The organism is Calidithermus chliarophilus DSM 9957 (assembly GCF_000430045.1).
In the GTDB taxonomy this organism is placed as follows: Bacteria; Deinococcota; Deinococci; order Deinococcales; family Thermaceae; genus Calidithermus; species Calidithermus chliarophilus.
Window position 1 is genome coordinate 1137789 of record NZ_KE387023.1, and the last position, 18647, is coordinate 1156435.

Below are 18647 nucleotides of genomic sequence, written 5' to 3' on the forward strand. Positions count from 1 at the left end.
CCCGTTGTAGAGATGGGCCTTGTGCCTGCCCTCTTTCCCACGGGCTAGCCACGAGCTACGAGCCACAGGCTGGCCGTATGCGCCTTTATGCGGTGCTTAGCTGTAGGGGGAGATTCACCTTTACCATCCTTTCCGCCCCTGACGCGGGGGCGAGGAATAGGATCTGGGCAGGCGTTCGGGCTTACGGGGTTGGGCCCCGATCACCGTTGCGCGACAGCGGCGGATTCACACCGCACTTCCCCTGTCTCCAAACCCAGAGGCCACATCTTGTGGTCTCTGCCGAGAAATCTACTACAGGTTGAGTACCTTGTCCATAGGTTTGTGGGGTTCCTTTGGCTTTCCTTCATCCGACCTGGGCTGAACCGGGCGGAGGCCGGGGGAGGGGTAAACTGAGCCGATGCTGAGTCGTGGTAAGTCTTCACCCAACGCTTCGCTGACCTACCTGGCCGAGGGCACCGAGCTCGAGGGCAACCTCAAGGCCAAGGGGCAGGTGCGCATCGACGGGACGGTGCGGGGCTCGGTGCTGGTGGAGGGCGAGCTCGAGATCGGGCCCACCGGCTTTATCGAGGGCGAGCAGGTCAAGGCCAAGAACGCCCACGTGCAGGGCAAGGTGCGGGCGGCCGTCGCGGTGGAGGGCAAGCTCACCCTCACCAAGAGCGGGCAGCTCGAGGGCGACGTGCGCGCGCGGGCGCTCGACATCGAGGCGGGGGCGGTGTTCATCGGGCGCAGCCAGACCGGGGAGGTCAAGGCCGCGCTGCCCCAGCCGTCCAAAACGGCCAGCGAGTAAGCCGCGCAGGCGGCCCGGAGGGCGATTTGTACGGCCCTCCGGGCATTTTCTTAGACCGCGTAAAGGCAAAACCCCTGCCAAAAGCGGTAAAGTGGTTGGGCTGTGGCCCTCGAACGTTTGTTCCGCCGTCGGCGCACCCAGGGTGAAGTCCGCGACGTCCCCGAGCTGTGGACGCGCTGCCCGAGCTGCGATGCGCCCATTTACAAGAAAGACCTCGAGCAGAACCTCTACGTCTGCCCCAAGTGCAGCCACCACATCCGCTTCCCGGCCATGCGCCGCATCGAGTCCTTGGCCGACGCCGGCTCCTTCGAGCAGACCACCCGCCTCAAGCCCGCCGACCCGCTGCACTTCACCGACACCGAGCCCTACGCCAAGCGCCTCGAGCGCTACCAGAAGGAGGCCGGCCGCCCCGACGCCATCGTGGGCGGGCGCTGCCTGATCGGCGGCGTGCCGAGCGTGCTGATGGTCATGGACGCGGCCTTCGCCGGGGGCTCGATGGGCAGCGTGGTGGGGGAGGAGATCACCCGCGGCGCCGAGCTCGCCGCCCAGGAGGGCCGCGCGCTGGTGATCGTCTCGGCCTCGGGCGGGGCGCGCATGCAGGAGGCCGCCCTCTCGCTGATGCAGATGGCCAAGACCACCCTGGCCCTCGACCGGCTGTGGGCCAAGCGCCTGCCCTACGTCTCCATCCTCACCGACCCCACCACCGGGGGCGTCACCGCCAGCTTCGCCGCCATCGCCGACGTGATCTTCGCCGAGCCGGGCGCCCTCATCGGCTTCGCCGGGCCCCGGGTGATCAAGCAGACCATCCGCCAGGACCTGCCCGAGGGCTTCCAGCGCTCGGAGTTTTTGCTCAAGCACGGCATGGTGGATAAGGTCGTCGACCGCCGGATGCTGAAGGAGGCGGTGGCGCGCGTGCTCAAGCAGCTCGCAGGAGGTGCCCGTGCCGCTGGAGTTTGAGAAGCCCATCCTCGAGCTCGAGGCCCGCATCGCCGAGCTCGAGAAGTACGCCCAGGAGAGCGGCGTGGGCCTGGAGGGCGAGCTGTCGGTGCTGCGCGAGCGGCTCAAGAAGCTGCAGAGCGACACCTACGGCAGCCTCTCCCGCTGGCAGCGGGTTCAGCTCGCCCGCACCCCCGGCCGACCCACCACCCTCGACGTGCTCAACGGGGTCTTCCAGGACTTCCTCGAGCTCTCCGGCGACCGCACCTTCTCCGACGACTCGGCCATCGTGGGCGGGCTGGCCTACCTCGAGGGCACCCCGGTCGTGGTCTGCGGCCAGCAGAAGGGCCGCGACACCAAGGAGAACATCCAGCGCAACTTCGGCATGCCCCACCCCGAGGGCTACCGCAAGGCCATGCGCCTGATGGACCTGGCCGACCGCTTCCGCCAGCCCTTCTTCGCCTTCATCGACACCCCCGGCGCCTACCCCGGCATCTCCGCCGAGGAACGCGGCCAGGCCTGGGTCATCGCCCAGAGCATCCAGCGCATGGCCCGCCTGCGGGTGCCCGCCATCGCGGTGATCCTGGGCGAGGGCGGCTCGGGCGGGGCGCTCGCCATCGGCGTGGGCAACCGCGTGCTGATCCTGGAGAACGCCTGGTACTCCGTCATCTCGCCGGAGTCGTGCGCCGCCATCCTCTGGCGCGACTCCAAGGAGGCCGCCAAGGCCGCCGAGGCCCTCAAGCTCTCGGCCCCCGACCTGCTGCAGCTCGGCGTCGTCGACCGCGTGATCCCCGAGCCGGGCGGCGGGGCCCACCGCGACCCGGCCGCCACGCTCGCCAACCTCAAGACCGCGCTCCTGGAGGCCCTGGCCGAGCTCAAGGACCTGGGCCCGGAGGAGCTCTTCGAGGACCGCTACCGGCGCTTCAGGGGCCTGGGCGTCTACGCCGAATAGGTAAAACTGCCCTTTCCCGCTTCCTCGGGGCCGGGCAAAACTGTCCTGATGCTCACCACTCTGCGGCGCAACCAGGCCTGGGCCGTGGCGCTGGGGCTCAACTGGGTCCTGTGGCTGTGGGCCATCACCGAACAGCCCCAGTGGCTCAGCGGGGCCATCGCCTACGCCAACTTCGTCGCCGTCGCCGGGTACTTCCGCATGGCGGCCCACCTGCCGGCTTCCATCCAGCGGGCGATGCACGGCATGGGGGTCGCCACCGGGGTGCTGGGGGCGGCCGAGCTGCTGCTGGCCTTCCAGCGCGCCTTCTCCGTTTCCGCCGGCTGGCTGCAGGAGAGCCTGTTCATGGCCGGGGCCCTCACGGCGGCCTTCTACGCCTTCGGCCTGCCGGGGGCCCTCGAGCGGCTGCGCCTGTACCGCCCGGGCGTGGCCCGGCGCGCGGTGGCCGGCTCGCTGCTCGCGGGCGCGGCCTGCACCCTGGTGGCCTGGCTCTTCCGGCCCTACTTCACCCCCGTCACGCTCTACACCTTCGTCACCTTCGCGCTGTTCTTCCTCTTCGCCCACCAGGTCGCGCTGATGTCGCAGAACCGCCTGCGCGAGAGCTTGCTGCGGGTGGTGTGGGGCCTGGCCCTGGTGAGCTTAGCCCGCGTCGTCGGGATTATCGGCGGCTTCGACCCCCCGCCCTGGGTGACGGTCGGCTTCACCTCGTTGTGGATCGCCGGGATGCAGGTGGTGGCCTCGTCGGCCCTCGAGCCCTCCACGTAACATTCCGCGTAACGATTCCACCGCTTGAAAATTGGCTTGGCTACAGATAGGCTCGTTGTACTCGGTGGTTTTTGGAGGCCAAGTCTCCATGTCCAAGAGCGTCACCATCCACGGTTCCTCCCCCTGGCTCTGCTCGGCGGCCGAAGCCCTGTACGGCACGGTGCGCCTGAGCAAGCCGGTCACTCTGGTGCTCGACCAGCCCGTAGGCTTCGCGCTCCAGGTGCTCCCCCTGCTGCAGCCGCCCTGTGTCGTCGCCACGCAGTCGGCCTCCCCCCACTACCTCCACGACCTCGCCGGCCACCACCCCGCGGCGGTGCTGCTCGAGCCCGTCTCCCCCCAGCGCATGCTGGAGGTGCTCGAGCTCGTCGCCTCGGGCGCGGTGCTCCCCACCCCGGGGCTCGAGGCCGCCGAACCCCTCACCCAGCGCGAGCGCCAGGTGGCCCGCCTGCTGGTCAAAGGCCTCAGCGACAAGGAGATCGCCCGCGAGCTGCGGGTCGAGCCCAAGACGGTGTCCAACTGGGTCTACAGCCTCAAGCAGAAGATCGGCGCCGACAACCGCTCGCAGGTGGGCCTGCTCTACCTGGGCCTGCGCGTCGAGCTGCCGTAAGGTGAAAGCCCTACAACTCGTCGAAACGGCCCTCGAGGGCCGTTCTTTTGTCTAGGTCCTGTTGTAACACCGGATTCAAAAAGATAGTCATCCGATCCAAAGACCCCCGGAGGCTATCTTTTTGAACCCCAGGGCACACCCCTCCCTGACGGCCGGCGAAGCAAACGTCACCCTTCGGCACCGGACTGACCGAATCTGGCATAACTGGGTAATTTCTCCTAGCCGCCGCCGGGAATAATTACGCTTTCTGAGTTGGATCCTAAACACTACTTTGATCCTGCCCTGGGCCCGGGGCAGGAGGTGCGCACGTGAACGTATCTAAGGTATTCGTATGCGATGAGCGGGGGACTGGCCATGCTTAGGCACGTCGTGGGCGGTGCTCTGCTCCTGCTGCTGGCCGGCTGCGGCTCGAAGGATAGCCCGATCGTTCGGGTGGGGCCTGGCGCCGATAAAGAGATTCGGACTTTTCAGGTGGAGATAAACGCGGCGACGGCAGCCCCGTTCATGGGGTTGCGAACCCAGTCTCCGCAGGGGCTGCGGGCGGCCTATCTGTTTGAAAACGGGAACCTCAAAACCCGCTTGGACATACCGGCCGAGATGCTGCCCGACCAGCGCGCTCGAGTGATCCTTACGGACTACGCTCAAAAGGCGGCTCGAGTGTACTTCGCAGATAACCGGCAGTTGGACCCTCAATTCGACGCGTCGGGCTTCGGGCAGTTGCTCATGGACGACGCCTTAGGCCTACAGGTAGGCTTTGGCGACCTGCGCCACCCCTTCCGCCGCATGTCCCCCGACCAGTTCCAGGCTGTCGCACAAAGGGCGGGCTTCGACCTCGTAGGCAAGAAAGCCCAGCTTCTCACCGTGCGGCGCGTCTATTCACGCGACAACGTGACCCGCAAGCTCACGCTGGCCTTTGACGCAGAAGTTGGCGCGGTGACGCAGGTCGATGACGTCATCGTCAGCCCGTCCGCCACGCTCGAGGCGGTCAGCCAGGTCCAGTACACCGAGTTGCCCAACACCACCGACATCGCGGTGCCCTATCAGATCGACACCACCTCCACCGTGACCCTTCAAGGGGACCTGCGCCAGCCGACGATGGAGCTGCCGGTAGCCGACGCTGAGCTCAAGCCCGGTGAGCAACTTCAGTTGCAACCGGGCGAGGAGGTAGTGGCCGAGTTTTCGGCCCCCGTCGGCCAAGGCTCGGTTGATCCGAACACCCAGACCTCCCAGCAGACCATCCGCTACGAGGACATACGGGTCAACACCCTCGAGGCCGACTACTTCACCTTCGGAGGTAAGTGATGCGCTTGCGGTGGATCCCACTCTCAGCCCTGGCTTTGCTGCCCGGCGCCTTCGCCCAGAGGATGGGCTTCGAGCTCGCCCACGGCATCAACTCGGGCTACGGGATGTTCCAGGAAGCCATGACCACCCCCAACGGCAGGCAGACGCTCGAGCAGTACCTGCAAAAGCTGGAGGGTGTCGCGAGGGTTCAGGGCGTCACCTGCAACACCAAAGCCTTCGACGTCAACAGGCAGGTCTACGAGAACGCCTGCGAATCGCACACGACCAGCTACGCGAAATCCGTCAACCAACTCGCCCGGGATGTGGACAAGATGATCCTGGTGGGGCACAGCCAAGGTGGCCTACGCTCGCGCGAGTTCCTGCAGTCGGTGGGCGACCGCAACGGGGACTTTAGCCTCGCCCGGAGCAAGGTGACGGGTCTGGTCACCATGGGTTCGCCGCTCAACGGGGCCGCGATCGCCCAGAACGCCCCCGGATTTGCTGCCTGGAACATAGGGCTTCTGTTCACCAGTTCCATGGCGAGCAGCTTCTGGGCTTCGGGGCAAGCGAGCGCGTGGCAGGGTCCTGCGGCAGCCATCGCTGCTGCAGTGGTGCCTATCCTGATCACCAATCACGTTGTTAATGACGTGGTGGGCGCGGGGCGGGGCGATATGAGCCCGAACAGTGCGATGGTGGGTCGGCACAACAACTACCAGTGCCGGTGGGTGCTCACGAAGCAGGCTTCGCAGATGGGGATGGGGAGCTTTTCGGTGGGGCAGTGGACCCAGGTATGCGACATGAAGAACCCCGCTTATCGCCCGCTTCCGGCTCGAGTGGCTGTGATGAACATCGTTGGGCAGGGCAACCACCTCGATCATTTCGTCGGGTTGAACGCTCACCTCATTCAGATCGCGGCCGACGGGATAGGTGTGCTCAACGGCTTTCCGATCGCCAACCTAATTTCTACCCCCCTGAGCAAACTGCTGACGCTTATCGCCTCCGCGACCAACGGCGAGGCAGTGTGGCTAGCTGCCCGCACGGGAACGGCCACCTACTTCGGTGTTCTGGCCGCAGCTACGTGGGCGATCGCCTGGATGCCTTGGAATTGGTGGCAGATTCCGGCAGCCATAGCTCAAACGGCACTGGCGACTGAATTTGCCGCCTTGCCGTGGGTTTGGAATACGGTGGTAGTAGGCAGCGGTCAGGGAGACAGCATCGTGCCCGAGGACTCGCAGAACTACATGTTCAGAAATGCCGCACGCCTGGGCATTGGTCTTGCTATGGTCAAGAACCTGCCGGATGCCCACCATGTGGGCAAGAAGGGCGAAGCAGTGCATCCTGATACGCCTCGAGCCATCCACGACTTGTACAAGGTAGCGAGGAATCAGTGAAGGGGTTACGCCTTTTGATGGCAACTGGCTTGATAGTTATGGGCATTACCGGTTGCGGTCTTCTAGATCCTAATGCTCATATGGCTGACATTAAGCCTGTCTGGAAACTTGAGGATCCCAAAGGTTGGGGGGGCTATGGCCCCCTTAACCTGGTCGGGGATACGGCTGTTAGTTCCTATCCATGGTCTACATGGGCAGTGGGTATTAATCTGAAAGAACGCCAGTTCATATGGTGGAGCCCGAATTACTCTCACGATATCCGTTACATTCCTACAAAAGATGGCCTTTTCTACACCTACGGTGGGGATAAAGCCCAGAACGTCCCCTATCGGTTGTGGGTGGCGAGGATTGACACGGGAGAACTGGTCAGATCTATTGAACTTCCATACTTACAAGGTTTAGACGCGCTTAACTTACATCCAGTAATACACAAAGACCGATTATTCCTTGTGAGTGAGGATATTTTGGTAGCTTACGCCATTAAAGATGCGTCAAGACCACACGAAGTTTGGCGAGTACGCATACCTGTTCTTCCATGGTCGATGGAGATAGACGAGAAGGGTGATATCTACATAGGACACACATATCAAAGTGGCGAGGAGCGCCCAAGCCTGTACAAGTACTCAGGCGAAGACGGTCGCCTCATCTGGAAGGCCTTTACCAAGTACTCTGACCTCAACCGCCCCGGAGACGTAAAAAGCTGGTATGAAGGAGCCGAATCCATCGGCTTTGATGGCGACCGGGTGATTGTTTCGGCAGGCGTGACGCTGCAAGCCTTCGACCGCCGAACCGGGCAACGCCTTTGGGTATCTCCGGAGGTGCAGTGCGGTGGGGCGGTGGGAAGTGGCTTCGGGGGCCCCATCGAGTTCGGGGGCGGGAAGGCCTACCTGCTGCGCAACTCGGACGTGTGCTTCCACGCCTTCAACCTCAGCGACGGCTCGATCGCCTGGACCGTAGACGCAGGGCAGGTGGCGCCGTGGGCCAAAGTCACCTTCGGTGCGGCGAACCAGAAAGCCCTGTACCACAACGGCGTGGTCTACGCGAGCAACGAGCACTTGTGGGCCGTCGAGGCCGCGACGGGGAAGGTGCTGGCGGTGTCGCGCACCAGGGCCTACCAGGCGACTTCAACGGCCCCAATCCTGTACAACGGCGAGATCATCGTCAACGGCAATCCGATCTACGCGTACAAACCCTTGCGTTAGGAGGCTTTCATGAGGCTATACGTCGTGCAGCCGTGGGCTGCATTCAGGAGGCTTGTCGTCCGAATGGGTTGGCTGAGTCAAAGTTGGGCGCGCGGTCTGGCGGGAGTCCTGCTGGTCGTGGGATTGGCTTTCGCCCAGGAACCTGCCGAGCAGCAGGAGCCGTGGGAGGCTTCGCCAGCTACGCTGACTGCGGGAAAGGTGCGGTTGGGGTTTCACTACTCGAGCCCCTCCGACGGCGGTCCAGCCCTCGGCCCTGGAGGATGGCTGGCGTTCGAGGTGGGGGAGCCCGGCGCGCTTCAGTCGCGCTTGCTGTTCGAGGTGAACGGGATTTCCCAACCCAAGGCCAGTGTTTATGCCGCCTACGCCAGAATGTGGCCGCTGGATCTCGTGAGCGTTGGGCGCCTTTGGGGAACGCTGGGGTTCGGCGTCGATAGCGATGACCTGAGCAAATACCAGGAGAAGGACGCGACCGACGGCACCACCTGGGTTTTGGCCATACTGATATTCCCGGCGCTGCTGGACATTACCCGCTTCGAGATGAGCCTGGGTTGGGACGTCGAGCTCACGGAAAACCTCAGCCTCATGCTCGAGACCTACACCAACGCTTCGGGGGTAGGCGGCGGTCGGTACGGTCTGCGTAGCGGCCTCGTCTTCCGCGTGAATCCGAACCTCGAGGGCGTCCCACGGGAGTAAGCAGAGCAATGGTCTCGTATAAAACCCTTACCCTGGTGGCGTTGTGTGCCCTGGCCCTTCCGGCCTGCACGAAAAGGGAGGCCCGCATCCGGGTCACGGCCGAGGTGAGCGGCCCGACCCTGAACCTCAGCGCGGTGCTCGAGGGCGCTGACGGGCAAGGCCTTTCGGGCGCCTTGGTCAAGCTCACCGACCCCAGTGGGGCGGTCAGCATCGTGAATTTCGACGCCCGCAAGAATGCTTATGCCCTCACCGCCCCGGCCCTGAACGGGGAGTACCGCCTCGAGGCCGACAGCCTCGGCTCGGGCAGGCAGCGGTTGTCCTTCCCGGTGCAGGTGTTCTCCACCGAACCCGGCGTGGTCTCGGTGCAGGACGGCGAGGGCAGCAAGGCCGAGGAGTTCAAGAAGCTCAAAGCCGGCACGCCCATCCGGGTGGAGTGGAGGCCCGTGGAAGGCGCCGAGCGTTATCTGCTGGAACTGCGGCAGGGCGGAAAGACCGTCGGCAGCGTGAGGGTCAGCGGGGGCTACAGCTACGTGATCCCGCCGAATACCTTTCAGGGAAGCGCGGTGGGGGCTGCGGTCACGGTGCAGGTCACGGCCAGTGCCCAGTCCGGAGACCTGGACTACTCGAGGGGCTACCTGAGCTACACCAGCGCCCAGGGGCCGAGCTATAGCTTTCAGGTCGTCCCGTGAGAGGTGCCGTTGCCCTGGCCGTGTGCGGGCTGTGGCTGGCCGGCTGTGCCCGGGGCCCGGCTCCCGAGATCCGTTTCCCCTCACCAGGGGCCAAGCTCGCGAACCCGGTCCATTTGGAGGCCAGTACCGAGGTGCGGTGGTTCGACGGGCAGGCATACCTGGGCCAGGGGCGTGTTTGGAGAGGAAGCCTGAGCCCTGGAACCCACCGCATTCGTGCGGAGGGTGCGGGGGAGGCGAGCCTCGAGCTCGATGTCGAAGAGGATTACCCCCTCGACGTGATCCGGGCCGTCCCCTCAGGGAAGGCTGAGCTGGACCTTCCTCCGGGCAAGTACCGCGTGATCTGGGGAAACGCTTCCGGGAAGCCGATCCAGGCCGGCGAACCCTCGGCACGAACCCAACCGCCGAGCCATACTCCCTGGCACGAGCCGGTTCGAGCCCTCGAGCACGAGCTCCTGCAAAAACCCCAGCGCAAGGTCGAGCTGAAGCCAGGCAAACAGCTCCGGGGTCTGCCGGAACTGGGCAGTAAACGCAGCTTTCGCCTGCTGGACCTGGACTCGCCTGGCAGCGAGTTGATCGAGGCCCGGCTGGTGTGGGCCGGTGCCAACGTCCTGGCCTACGTGCATGAAGCCGCCGGGTACGACGTGGGCGAGTTGGCGGCTGCGGTGGGCCCCATCGTCCGGGCTTTCGACGGGGAGGTTCTCGAGCGAGTTCGAACGGCCTTCGGGGCTCATGCCGACGTAGACGGCAACGCCCGGATCCTCCTGCTGTTCACGCCCCGGCTCAACCAGTCGGGCCTGGCCGTGGGCTTCTTCTACGCCGGCGACCTGCTGGCGCATGGCCCGGATAACCCCGATAGCAACGAGGCCGACATGCTTTACCTGGGTGTCCCCCAGCCAGGGGATTTCAATTTCTCCTCGGCCTCCCTCACCGCGACGGCCTGCCACGAATTGCAGCACCTGGTGAACTTTTCCAATTACACCCTGCCCTACGTCGAAAATCCTGACCCGCCCCTGAGCCCGCTGTGGCTCAACGAGGGGATGTCGCACCTGGCCGAGGACCTGTGCGGGTACAACCTGCTGGGCGGCAACCTGGCCTTCGTGAGCCGGTACCTCGAGCGAGTCCCCGGCACCAGCCTTACGGCCGCCGACCTGAACGGCCAGGGGGATACCCTCGAGCGGCGGGGGGCGGCCTACCTCTACCTGCGCTACCTGATGGAACGCGCAGGAGGTCTGGCCTTGCAGAACGGCAGGTTGGTGGATAAGGGCGGATTGCGCTTTACCCGCAGGGTCATCGCTGAACGGGCGGCGGGTTATGCGGCGGTGGCCGGGCTCGCGGGCGTCGCACCCGGTGAGGCGCTCTGGCGCTACTGGTGGACCCTGGCGCTCTCGGGCGAGGGTCGCCTGGCCTGGGCCGAGTTCGAGCCAAGGGTGCTCGACCCTTTCACCGGCGACTACCTGGGGGTGGACCTGCGCTTGGGCAAGGTCCAGCTCACGCCCCAGCATGCCTTCGAGCTGAACGGGGTTAAACCCACCCTCCAGTGGCCGAGCACGCTTCCGCCCGCTGCCTTCGCGCTGCGGGAGGTTCAGGGGCCCTGCCGGCTCGAGCTGCCTCGAGCGGGAGCCGTTCAGGTGTTGAGGGTTGAGTAAGGCCGGGGTCGCTCGCGTTCACCCGCTGGGCCCTGCCCTAGCGGAACAGCCCACAGCGCGGGGGGTACTCGTTGGCGACCATCCCGCTCGAGTCGGCGAAGCGGTACAGCCCCTGCTCGTAGCTCCGCCACTCGGGGCCCGGGGTGCCCGTGCGGGCGAAGCTGACCCAGGCGCGCTGCAACTCCTCGGTGTAGCGCTGGCCCTTCTGGAGCGCCTCGAGCGTGAAGAACAGCACCAGCGAGGGCCAGGCGGTGTGGGTGCCGAAGAGCAGGGGCATGTCGATGCCGTGGAAGCTGCCCAGGTTGCCGAGGTAGGGGCTCTGGAAGGTCTGGAGGTAGGCGTAGGTGGGGGCGTGGGGGGCCTGGGCGCGGGCGGCCTCGAGGCTCGGGCACAGCAGGTAGCGGTCGGTCTGGAAGTAGCCCCAGGCCTCGTTGGGCCGGGGGTAGAGCGGCCGGTAGGCCTCGGCGAAGGGCTGCCCCTTGCCGGTGAACACCTCCTCGACCCGCTTGGCGAACTCCTCCCAACTGCCCGGCCCCCCGCCCACCTCCGCCCAGCTCTCCTGGAGGGTGGCGCCCGCGATCAGGGGGATCCCGCCGGCGTCGCCGTCCTGGAGGGCCTGGAGGGGGGTCTTGGTCAGGTAAACCCCGTCCACGTGGGGTTTCCAGGGGCTTTTCATGAAGCCGCCCTCCTCGAGCTTGCGCAGCGCGTCGAGCACCGGCCCCGAGGTGGGGAAGAGGCGCTCGAGGGGCACCGCCCGCAGGCAGGCGGGGTCGGCGCCGGGGCAGCCCATCAGCTCGGCCCACTTGGCCACGAACTCGCGGTCTTGCTCGTGGGTGCGCACGTACTCGCACCCGCCCGACATGATGACGGCCTTGTGGAAGAGCCCCCTGGCCTTGGGGCTCGCCATCAGCGTGCACACCGACATGCCCCCCGCCGACTGCCCGAAGACCGTGACGTTGTCCGCGTCGCCGCCGAAGGCCCGGATGTTGCGCTGCACCCAGCGCAGGGCCTCGACCTGGTCCATCAGCCCGTAGTTGCCCACGGCGCCCTCCGGCGACTCGGCCTTGAGGCTCTCGAGCGCCAGCCAGCCCAGCGGCCCCAGGCGGTAGTTGATGCTCACCACCACCACGCCCCTCGAGGCCAGCGCCGTCCCGTCGTACACCGGTTCGGCCCAGCTCCCGCCGGTGAAGCTGCCGCCGTGGATCCACACCATCACCGGCCAGCCCCCGGGCGGCGGGGAGCCCAGCGGCATCCACACCCCCAGGTTCAGGCAGTCCTCGCTCTTGGGCGGGAGGTAGCCGCCCAAGTCGGTGGTGAGCGAGCGCCGCTGCGGGCAGGCGGTGGTGGGGGCGGTGGCCTGGAAGGCCCCCTCGAGGCGCTCCACGGGCACCGGGGCCTTCCAGCGCTCGGCGCGGGCATAGGGGATGCCCAGGAAGTAGGCCACCTGCGCCTGGGCGTTGACGCCCCCGCGCAGCGTGCCCTGGGGGGTGAAGACGTAGGCGCTTTCCGCGAGGGCGAAGCCGAGCAGAGCCAGGAGGGTGAGCAAGCGCGGCATGAGGCTCAGTTTGGCTTAGGCAGCGTGAGAAATCCGTAATTAGGTGGGGGTCGGGCTCGAGGCACCAACGCAGACGGAGTTAATTTGAGTCAACCCAAACACTAGCTAAGGGTGCTTGGTGATGAGCTCCAAAGTTCGCTTTGCGGTCTTCAATGCTATTTGAGCAATTCGTGAAGGGTCTTGAGGCTTGTTGCCAGCTTGGAAATCATTGTCGTAGTCTGCCGATCTTCGATATAGACGAAGGCGGTCCAAGTCTTCACCTGCTCGGCGAAAATCTTCTATTTTTTGCCTGCTTGCTGAGCGATCGTTATAGCTTTTTAAGCGATCTACTACCCACCTATGCACCTCGTGTTTAGGTTCCGACCAACCTGAATTGATAAAACGATTATAAGCTACTTTAAAAACTGCATAATAGACCCTACTAATCGCTGCGCGGTAGACTGCTTCCTGATCTGCGCCAGTTAAGAGCGCCTCAGGATCTTGTAGAAGAGCCTCGGAGAGGCGATAGTAGGCGCACCAGTCAAAACTCATTCCAGGAGAGCAATAAAGCGCCGCTTCTCTTTGTCGGATCGGTGGATGCTCCATATCTGATCAAAGCGTTCTAATGCTTCTAGATCAGAGTCTATGTCCTCGCTCCCGAATACCCAGATTCGCAAAAAGGGTTCTTCTTGGGCTACCTCAACCCGAAGTGGGTGATTGGGGAAAAATTTCCTTAGGGTCTGAAGCATATCTATTAGCTGATTGGCGTCTAAAGGAAACTCCAAAAGCCAAGCTGCAAGCTCCGCCGATAGCGGAGCGTGAAGCTGACCTGAAACCCTCATCAGAAGAAGCGACTGTTCATCAGGCCAGGTATTTGCTAGGCGATATTCGATGCTACAAATCCGGGAAAATACATCTTGGAAGGAAGTCGAAGCTCCCGAAGAAAGATCCCTCTTAGGAGCAGAAGAAAGATCCCTCTCAGGAGCAGTGGTTGGGGTCCGGAATAAAGTAATCGAAGGATTTAGATGGGTAGGGATAGGTGTCAAGGTGTTACCCCCTTTATGGCTAACTCTTGAGCAAGATCAACCAGTTCGGAAAAAATGGCTTTTTGTGCCTGGGGCTCGAGTGGTTTGGTGTGGTTGGCATCGGTGTTGAGATCAAACGAAGCCTGAGCCCAAAGTTGCTCATTCTGCGCCAGTGCTGAGGAGGGGTTAACACCCCGCACTATGTACCCAATAGTAGTAACTACGGACCACTCTGAAAGGCGATTAAGCCGCAAACCTGGGTATGACTGGGCTTCACGTGGTCGATTGACTCGATAAAGGAAATCAGTAACATTTTCCGAACCGAGGCACCCCCCAGGCAAAAAACTTTGTAATAGCTGATACCCTTCAGAAAGGGTAGATACCGGATTGCGCAAGATCACACCCAAAGCAATGCGCTGGACTGAATCCGAGAAAGTTGTGAACCATGTTTCGGCAAGATTTCGAAAGTTATGCAGCTTCTTCGGCCAGTCTAAGGTAATTTCGGAAGGATCCGAGAAAGGTGGAGGACCTTCCCAAAGGAGATCAACTCGCCCCCGCCCGAAAACAAGCCTAAGAGGACTATTGTTAAGTATTCCTTCCGCAATGTAAACAGGTATATCACCCTGTCGTTGAGTGATCTCTGTTTGGGGCGACAATCCTGTAAGTAACCGCCATCGCTCTCCCACTGAACCCGACGGAGGCTGAAGTGGGAATAGGGTTAGTCTCAACTGTTCGGTTTGCCAAGGGATCGTAGTAGTTGGACTACTCATGGTACGTGAGTTCCAGGATATCACGAAAAGTATAGAGAGGTGATGACTAGGGCATAGGGTTATACGTCACAGCCCGCTAAGGATATTCTATTTCTACGTTTGGGCTACATACACTTTGTGATGTGGGAAGGGAATCTCGATGTTCTCATGGTCGAAGCGGATTTTGATGCGCCGGCGGAACTCGCGTCCGACGGCCCACTGCTCCTTGGGCTTGGTGCTCAGCAGCACCCGGATGACGACGCCCGACTCGGCCAGGCGCTCCACCCCCAGCACCTCCGGGGCCTGGGTGAACTTCTCCTGCCACTGGGGGTCGTTGAACAAGCGCTCGGCCTCGTCGCGGATGACCTCCAAAGCCCGGTCCACGTCCTCGTCGTAGGCGACGGAGATGTCCTCCACGCTGCGGGCCCAGTCCCGGCTCATCACCGTCACCTGGGTCACCTGGGAGTTGGGGATGAAGTGGACCCGGCCCTGCAAATCGCGCAGCACCGTCAGGCGCAGGTTGAAGCGCTCCACCCCGCCGCTCACCTGGCCGATGCTCACCACGTCCCCCACGCCGTACTGGTCCTCGAGGAGGATAAAGAAGCCATTCAGGACGTCGCGGATGAGGTTCTGGGCGGCGAAGGAGACCGCCAGCCCCACCACGCCCGCCCCGGCCAGCAGCGCGGTGACGTTGAAGCCCAGGTTGGAGAGGAAGAGCAGCCCGCCCAGGAGGATCACCACCGATTTCAAGACCGCCTCGAGCACGCCCTTGAGGGTCTGGGAGCGCACCTGCTGGCGGGTGAACTCCTCGGAAACGGGCACGGGGAGCCGCCCGAGCGTGCGCGAGACGATGCGGTAGGCCAGGAAGGACAGCGCCAGGATGAAAAGCCCCGAGGCCCCCTTGCTGCCCAGCCAGGCTGCGAGCTGCTCCCCCCAGGTGCGTAAGGGCTCGAGCGCCAGGCCATGAACCAGCACGATCAGCGAGAGGGCGGCCACCCCCGCCAGCGCCCACCAGGCCCTGCCCAGCCAGCGCCAGTAGCGGTCGTCCTGCTCGCTGGGGGTGAGGCTTCCCACCCAGCGCAGCAGGCTACCCCCTAAGCGCCCGGCCCACCAGGCCAGAATCAGCACCAGCAGGCTCAGGAGCCAGCGCCACCAGGATGCGCCCGAGAACTCAGAGAGCAATCCATCCATAACTCACCCGACCACCAATCCGGCGATGCCCGCACGCACCCGCTCCACCAGGCCCGCCTCCGCCGCGCTCTTGGCCTTGCGCAGGGCGCTGCGCACCGCGCGGGCGTCGGCCGAGCCGTGCCCGATGAACACCGCGCCCTCCACGCCCAGCAGCGGCATGGCCCCGTACTCGGCGGGGTCCATCCTGGCCCGCAGGCCCTGCAAGGAGCCCCGCACCAGAAGCGCGCCCAGCTTGGCGAGGAAGGAGCTCGTCAGCGCCTCGCGCACCCACTTGAGGATGGTGCGGGCCTCGCCCTCGGAGAGCTTGAGCACCACGTTGCCGGTGAAGCCGTCGGTTACGACGACGTCGCTGGTGCCCTTGAAGATGTCGCGGCCCTCCACGTTGCCCACGAAGCGGATGCCGGGGGTGGCCTTGAGCAAAGGGAAGGTCTCGAGGCGGAGCTGGTCGCCCTTCTCGTCCTCCTCCCCGATGTTGAGCAGGCCCACCGTGGGCTCGGCGACCCCGTTGGCCCGGGCGTAGGCGGTGGCCATCACCGCGAACTGCACCAAAAAGCTGGGGCGGCAGTCGGCGTTGGCCCCGCCGTCGGCCAGGAAGACCCGGCCCTTCTCGCTGGGCATCTCCACCAGCAGCGTAGGCCGTTCCACCCCCTTGATGCGCCCCAGCGTGAACAGCGCCGAGGCCAGGGTGGCCCCGGTGTGGCCCATCGCCACCACCGCGCTGGCCTCCCCGGCCTTGAGCAGGTTCATGCAGACGTTGATGGACGCCTCCTTGCGCTTGCGCACGTCGGTGGCGTGGTCCTCCATGCGGATGAAGTCCGGGGTATCCACGATGGGCAGCGTCGCCGAGTGCTTGGCGAGCTCGGCCTCGAGCGCGGCCTTCTGCCCCACCAGCACCACCGGAACGCCTTCCTTCGCGGCCATCACCGCCCCGGCCACGGTCTCCCTGGGCGCGTAGTCGCCGCCCATGGCGTCGAGCGCGATCGGCTTCATGAGGGGATTGTATCGGGTTTCAGGTGGCCCGTGGCTCGTGGCTCATGGCCTGTGGTGGGCCCCACCCCAACCCTCCCCGCGCGCGGGGAGGGGGTATCCCCCCCAGCCCCCCTTGTTAAGGGGGGGTAGAGAAAGGACGTCTTGCGTTTAGCGTTCGGCTATCGGCTATCGACCATCGGCTATCGGCTATCGGCCATCGACCCTCGACCCCCTCACCCATGCCTGAGCATGTGCCCCAAAAAGTAAGGCAACTGGATGCGCCACCAGGGCCAGTCGTGGTCCACGTCGTGCCCCCAGAAGTCGATCCAGGCGGGGATGCCCTTGCTCTCCAGGATCGCTTTTATCTGGTGGGTGTGCTCGATCATGCGCTCCTCCCAGCGGCCCTGGCCCACGCAGAAGACGATGGAGCTCTGGCGGTAGCGCTCGAGCGTGGCCTCGTCGGTGAGGCCGGGAAGGTACCAGAGGGGGGAGTTGTAGTAGGCGTCCATGCCGCCGTCGCCGCCGGTGAACTCCTCGGTGTTGTAGAGGCCGCTCATGGCGATCACGCCGTCGAAGAGGTCGGGGTGGCGGAAGAAGAAGTTGGCGGCGTGGAAGGCGCCCATGCTGCAGCCGGTGGCCCAGGGCGGGGTGCCGCCGGTGCGCTCCAGGAGCAGGGGCATGAACTCGGCGGTGACGTAGCGGTCGTAGTCCTGGTGGCGGCGGGCGCGGTCTTGGGGCGGGACGTGACGGTTGGTCCAGCTCTCCCAGTCCACCCCATCGACGGTGAAGAGCATGACCTTGCCGGCCTCGAGGAAGTGCCGGATGGCCTCGACCATCCCGAAGCCTTCCCAGTCGTAGAAGCGGCCGTCCTGGGCGGGGAAAGCCAGCAGCGGCTTGCCGTGGTCGCCGTAGACCTTGAACTCCATGTCGTGGCCCAGGGCTTCGCTGTAGTGGCGGTGGTATTCGACGTTCATGGCTCAGGGCTCACGCGGGCAGGTGGATGGCGGCGGCGGCCTCCTCGATGGGGGCCATGTCGGGGCAGCGCAGGATGTAGCCGTAGTTGCCGATGGCGGCGGCGAAGACGTCGTTGATGCGGGCGTGGTGCACGATCAGGTGGCCGTAGCGGCGCAGGATCTCCTCGTGGGGGATGGCGTAGCGCTTGTGGTCCTTGCGGCTGATGAACGCGCAGTTGTAGGGCCGGGTGATGGCGGCCTCGAAGCGGCCGTGGACGAGGATGTTGGCCCACTCCTTGTAGAAGTCCATGTCGTTGGCGTAGTTGAACATGTCGATGGTGAAGCCGCCCGGCGGGCGCATGTTGACCTCGAGCGCCACCAACCCCCCGTCGGCCTGGCGGAAGAACTCGAAGTGGAAGGGGCGTTCGCGCACGCCGAAGGCCTTCACCACCGCCTTGCCGGCCTCGTCGAGGTCGGAGGGCATCTCGCGGGGGATGTAGTACCAGATGTCGAGCCCCTGGTTCACCGACTCCATCACCCCGGTGCTGTAGATCATGGTCGAGGCGAAGACCACGTTGCCCTCGCGGTCGGTGAGGCCGTCGTAGGTGACGATGGTGCCGGAGACGAACTCCTCCATGATGTAGTCCACGGGGGGCTTGGAGACGAGGTACTCGGCCAATTCCTCGTCGTTGGTGATCTTGTAGGTCTTGGCGGCCCCCACCCCGACGTCGGGCTTGGCGACGACGGGGTAGCCCACCTCGGCCACGAAGGCGGCGGCCTCGGCGGCGGTCTGGGCCACCTTGCCGCGCGCGACCTTGAGCCCGGCCTCCATGAACAGCCGCTTCATCTCCGACTTGCGCTTGACGTGGGCGATGCCCTCGAGGTCGATGCCGGGGATGTTGAAGTCGGTGCGCAGCATGGCCTCGGTCTCGAGCCAGTACTCGTTGAGCGAGTCGAGGCGGTGGATCTTGCCGTACTTGAAGGTGAAGTAGCCCAGCGCCCGCACCATCTCGTCGTAGTGGTGCATGTCGGTCACGCGGAAGTACTCGGTGAGGGCCGCCTTCAGCTCGGGCCGCAACGCCTCGTAGGGCTCGTCGGCGATGCCCAATACGTTGGCGCCGGTCTCTTTCAGGCGCACGCAAAACAGGTAGTACCAGGGGGGAAAGTGCGGGGAGAGAAAAACCACGTTCATCGCGCCACTCCTCCTCTCATAGGGACGTCAAAGCGCTTCCATGCCGAGCCTGCCGACGGGATGAATCCTGATTATGCCGCCATTCTAC

18 protein-coding genes and 1 riboswitch are annotated in these 18647 nt (G+C 64.4%); of the genes, 11 read left to right on the forward strand and 7 right to left on the reverse strand.

Going from position 1 to position 18647, the window contains the following annotated elements:
* Positions 1 to 149: 149 nt before the first annotated feature.
* Positions 150 to 272, reverse strand: a riboswitch (cobalamin riboswitch).
* A 125-nt stretch (positions 273 to 397) separates the two neighbouring features.
* From MEICH_RS0105450 to MEICH_RS0105500, 11 genes are all read left to right on the forward strand, one after another.
* The gene (locus MEICH_RS0105450) at positions 398 to 787 is read left to right on the forward strand and encodes a bactofilin family protein (protein ID WP_027891775.1); all 390 of its coding nucleotides are present in this window, start codon (positions 398 to 400) and stop codon (positions 785 to 787) included.
* Positions 788 to 889: 102 nt separating this feature from the next.
* On the forward strand, positions 890 to 1744 hold the full coding sequence (gene accD, locus MEICH_RS0105455) for an acetyl-CoA carboxylase, carboxyltransferase subunit beta (protein ID WP_027891776.1): 855 nt from the start codon (positions 890 to 892) through the stop codon (positions 1742 to 1744).
* Complete coding sequence (locus MEICH_RS0105460; protein ID WP_027891777.1) at positions 1728 to 2675, forward strand: acetyl-CoA carboxylase carboxyltransferase subunit alpha; 948 nt, start codon at positions 1728 to 1730, stop codon at positions 2673 to 2675. The genes accD and MEICH_RS0105460 overlap by 17 nt, the downstream gene beginning before the upstream one ends.
* A gap of 48 nt (positions 2676 to 2723) precedes the next feature.
* Positions 2724 to 3437 (forward strand): hypothetical protein, encoded by a 714-nt coding sequence (locus MEICH_RS0105465; protein ID WP_027891778.1) that lies wholly within the window; start codon positions 2724 to 2726, stop codon positions 3435 to 3437.
* A gap of 88 nt (positions 3438 to 3525) precedes the next feature.
* A complete protein-coding gene (locus MEICH_RS30420; RefSeq protein ID WP_051303937.1) occupies positions 3526 to 4044 on the forward strand; it encodes a LuxR C-terminal-related transcriptional regulator in 519 nt (172 codons plus the stop codon).
* 336 nt (positions 4045 to 4380) lie between these two features.
* Positions 4381 to 5346 (forward strand): hypothetical protein, encoded by a 966-nt coding sequence (locus MEICH_RS0105475; RefSeq protein WP_027891779.1) that lies wholly within the window; start codon positions 4381 to 4383, stop codon positions 5344 to 5346.
* Positions 5346 to 6716, forward strand: coding sequence for an esterase/lipase family protein (locus MEICH_RS0105480; protein WP_027891780.1), 1371 nt, complete (start codon positions 5346 to 5348; stop codon positions 6714 to 6716). The genes MEICH_RS0105475 and MEICH_RS0105480 overlap by 1 nt, the downstream gene beginning before the upstream one ends.
* 542 nt (positions 6717 to 7258) lie before the next feature.
* Positions 7259 to 7918, forward strand: coding sequence for an outer membrane protein assembly factor BamB family protein (locus MEICH_RS30650; protein WP_169730634.1), 660 nt, complete (start codon positions 7259 to 7261; stop codon positions 7916 to 7918).
* 9 nt (positions 7919 to 7927) lie between these two features.
* Positions 7928 to 8611: a hypothetical protein gene (locus tag MEICH_RS0105490; protein ID WP_027891782.1), complete on the forward strand. Its 684-nt coding sequence runs from the start codon at positions 7928 to 7930 to the stop codon at positions 8609 to 8611.
* A gap of 35 nt (positions 8612 to 8646) precedes the next feature.
* Positions 8647 to 9300 (forward strand): hypothetical protein, encoded by a 654-nt coding sequence (locus MEICH_RS0105495; protein WP_157202623.1) that lies wholly within the window; start codon positions 8647 to 8649, stop codon positions 9298 to 9300.
* A gap of 275 nt (positions 9301 to 9575) precedes the next feature.
* Positions 9576 to 10946: a hypothetical protein gene (locus MEICH_RS0105500; protein WP_169730635.1), complete on the forward strand. Its 1371-nt coding sequence runs from the start codon at positions 9576 to 9578 to the stop codon at positions 10944 to 10946.
* A gap of 37 nt (positions 10947 to 10983) precedes the next feature.
* Here the strand turns inward: MEICH_RS0105500 and MEICH_RS0105505 are convergent, their stop codons facing one another.
* From MEICH_RS0105505 to MEICH_RS0105525, 7 genes are all read right to left on the reverse strand, one after another.
* On the reverse strand, positions 10984 to 12501 hold the full coding sequence (locus MEICH_RS0105505) for a carboxylesterase/lipase family protein (RefSeq protein ID WP_027891785.1): 1518 nt from the start codon (positions 12499 to 12501) through the stop codon (positions 10984 to 10986).
* A 105-nt stretch (positions 12502 to 12606) separates the two neighbouring features.
* Positions 12607 to 13086 carry a HEPN domain-containing protein gene (locus MEICH_RS27820; protein ID WP_084542191.1) on the reverse strand — a complete coding sequence of 160 codons (480 nt, stop codon included), beginning with the start codon at positions 13084 to 13086 and terminating at the stop codon, positions 12607 to 12609.
* 436 nt (positions 13087 to 13522) lie between these two features.
* Complete coding sequence (locus MEICH_RS28445; protein ID WP_157202625.1) at positions 13523 to 14191, reverse strand: hypothetical protein; 669 nt, start codon at positions 14189 to 14191, stop codon at positions 13523 to 13525.
* Positions 14192 to 14368: 177 nt separating this feature from the next.
* Positions 14369 to 15445, reverse strand: coding sequence for a mechanosensitive ion channel family protein (locus tag MEICH_RS0105510; protein ID WP_084542192.1), 1077 nt, complete (start codon positions 15443 to 15445; stop codon positions 14369 to 14371).
* Between the two features lie 3 nt (positions 15446 to 15448).
* Complete coding sequence (gene plsX, locus MEICH_RS0105515) at positions 15449 to 16435, reverse strand: phosphate acyltransferase PlsX (protein WP_027891787.1); 987 nt, start codon at positions 16433 to 16435, stop codon at positions 15449 to 15451.
* A gap of 212 nt (positions 16436 to 16647) precedes the next feature.
* Positions 16648 to 17388, reverse strand: coding sequence for an esterase family protein (locus tag MEICH_RS0105520; RefSeq protein ID WP_027891788.1), 741 nt, complete (start codon positions 17386 to 17388; stop codon positions 16648 to 16650).
* A 10-nt stretch (positions 17389 to 17398) separates the two neighbouring features.
* Complete coding sequence (locus tag MEICH_RS0105525; RefSeq protein WP_027891789.1) at positions 17399 to 18559, reverse strand: ATP-grasp domain-containing protein; 1161 nt, start codon at positions 18557 to 18559, stop codon at positions 17399 to 17401.
* Between the last annotated feature and the right edge of the window lie 88 nt (positions 18560 to 18647).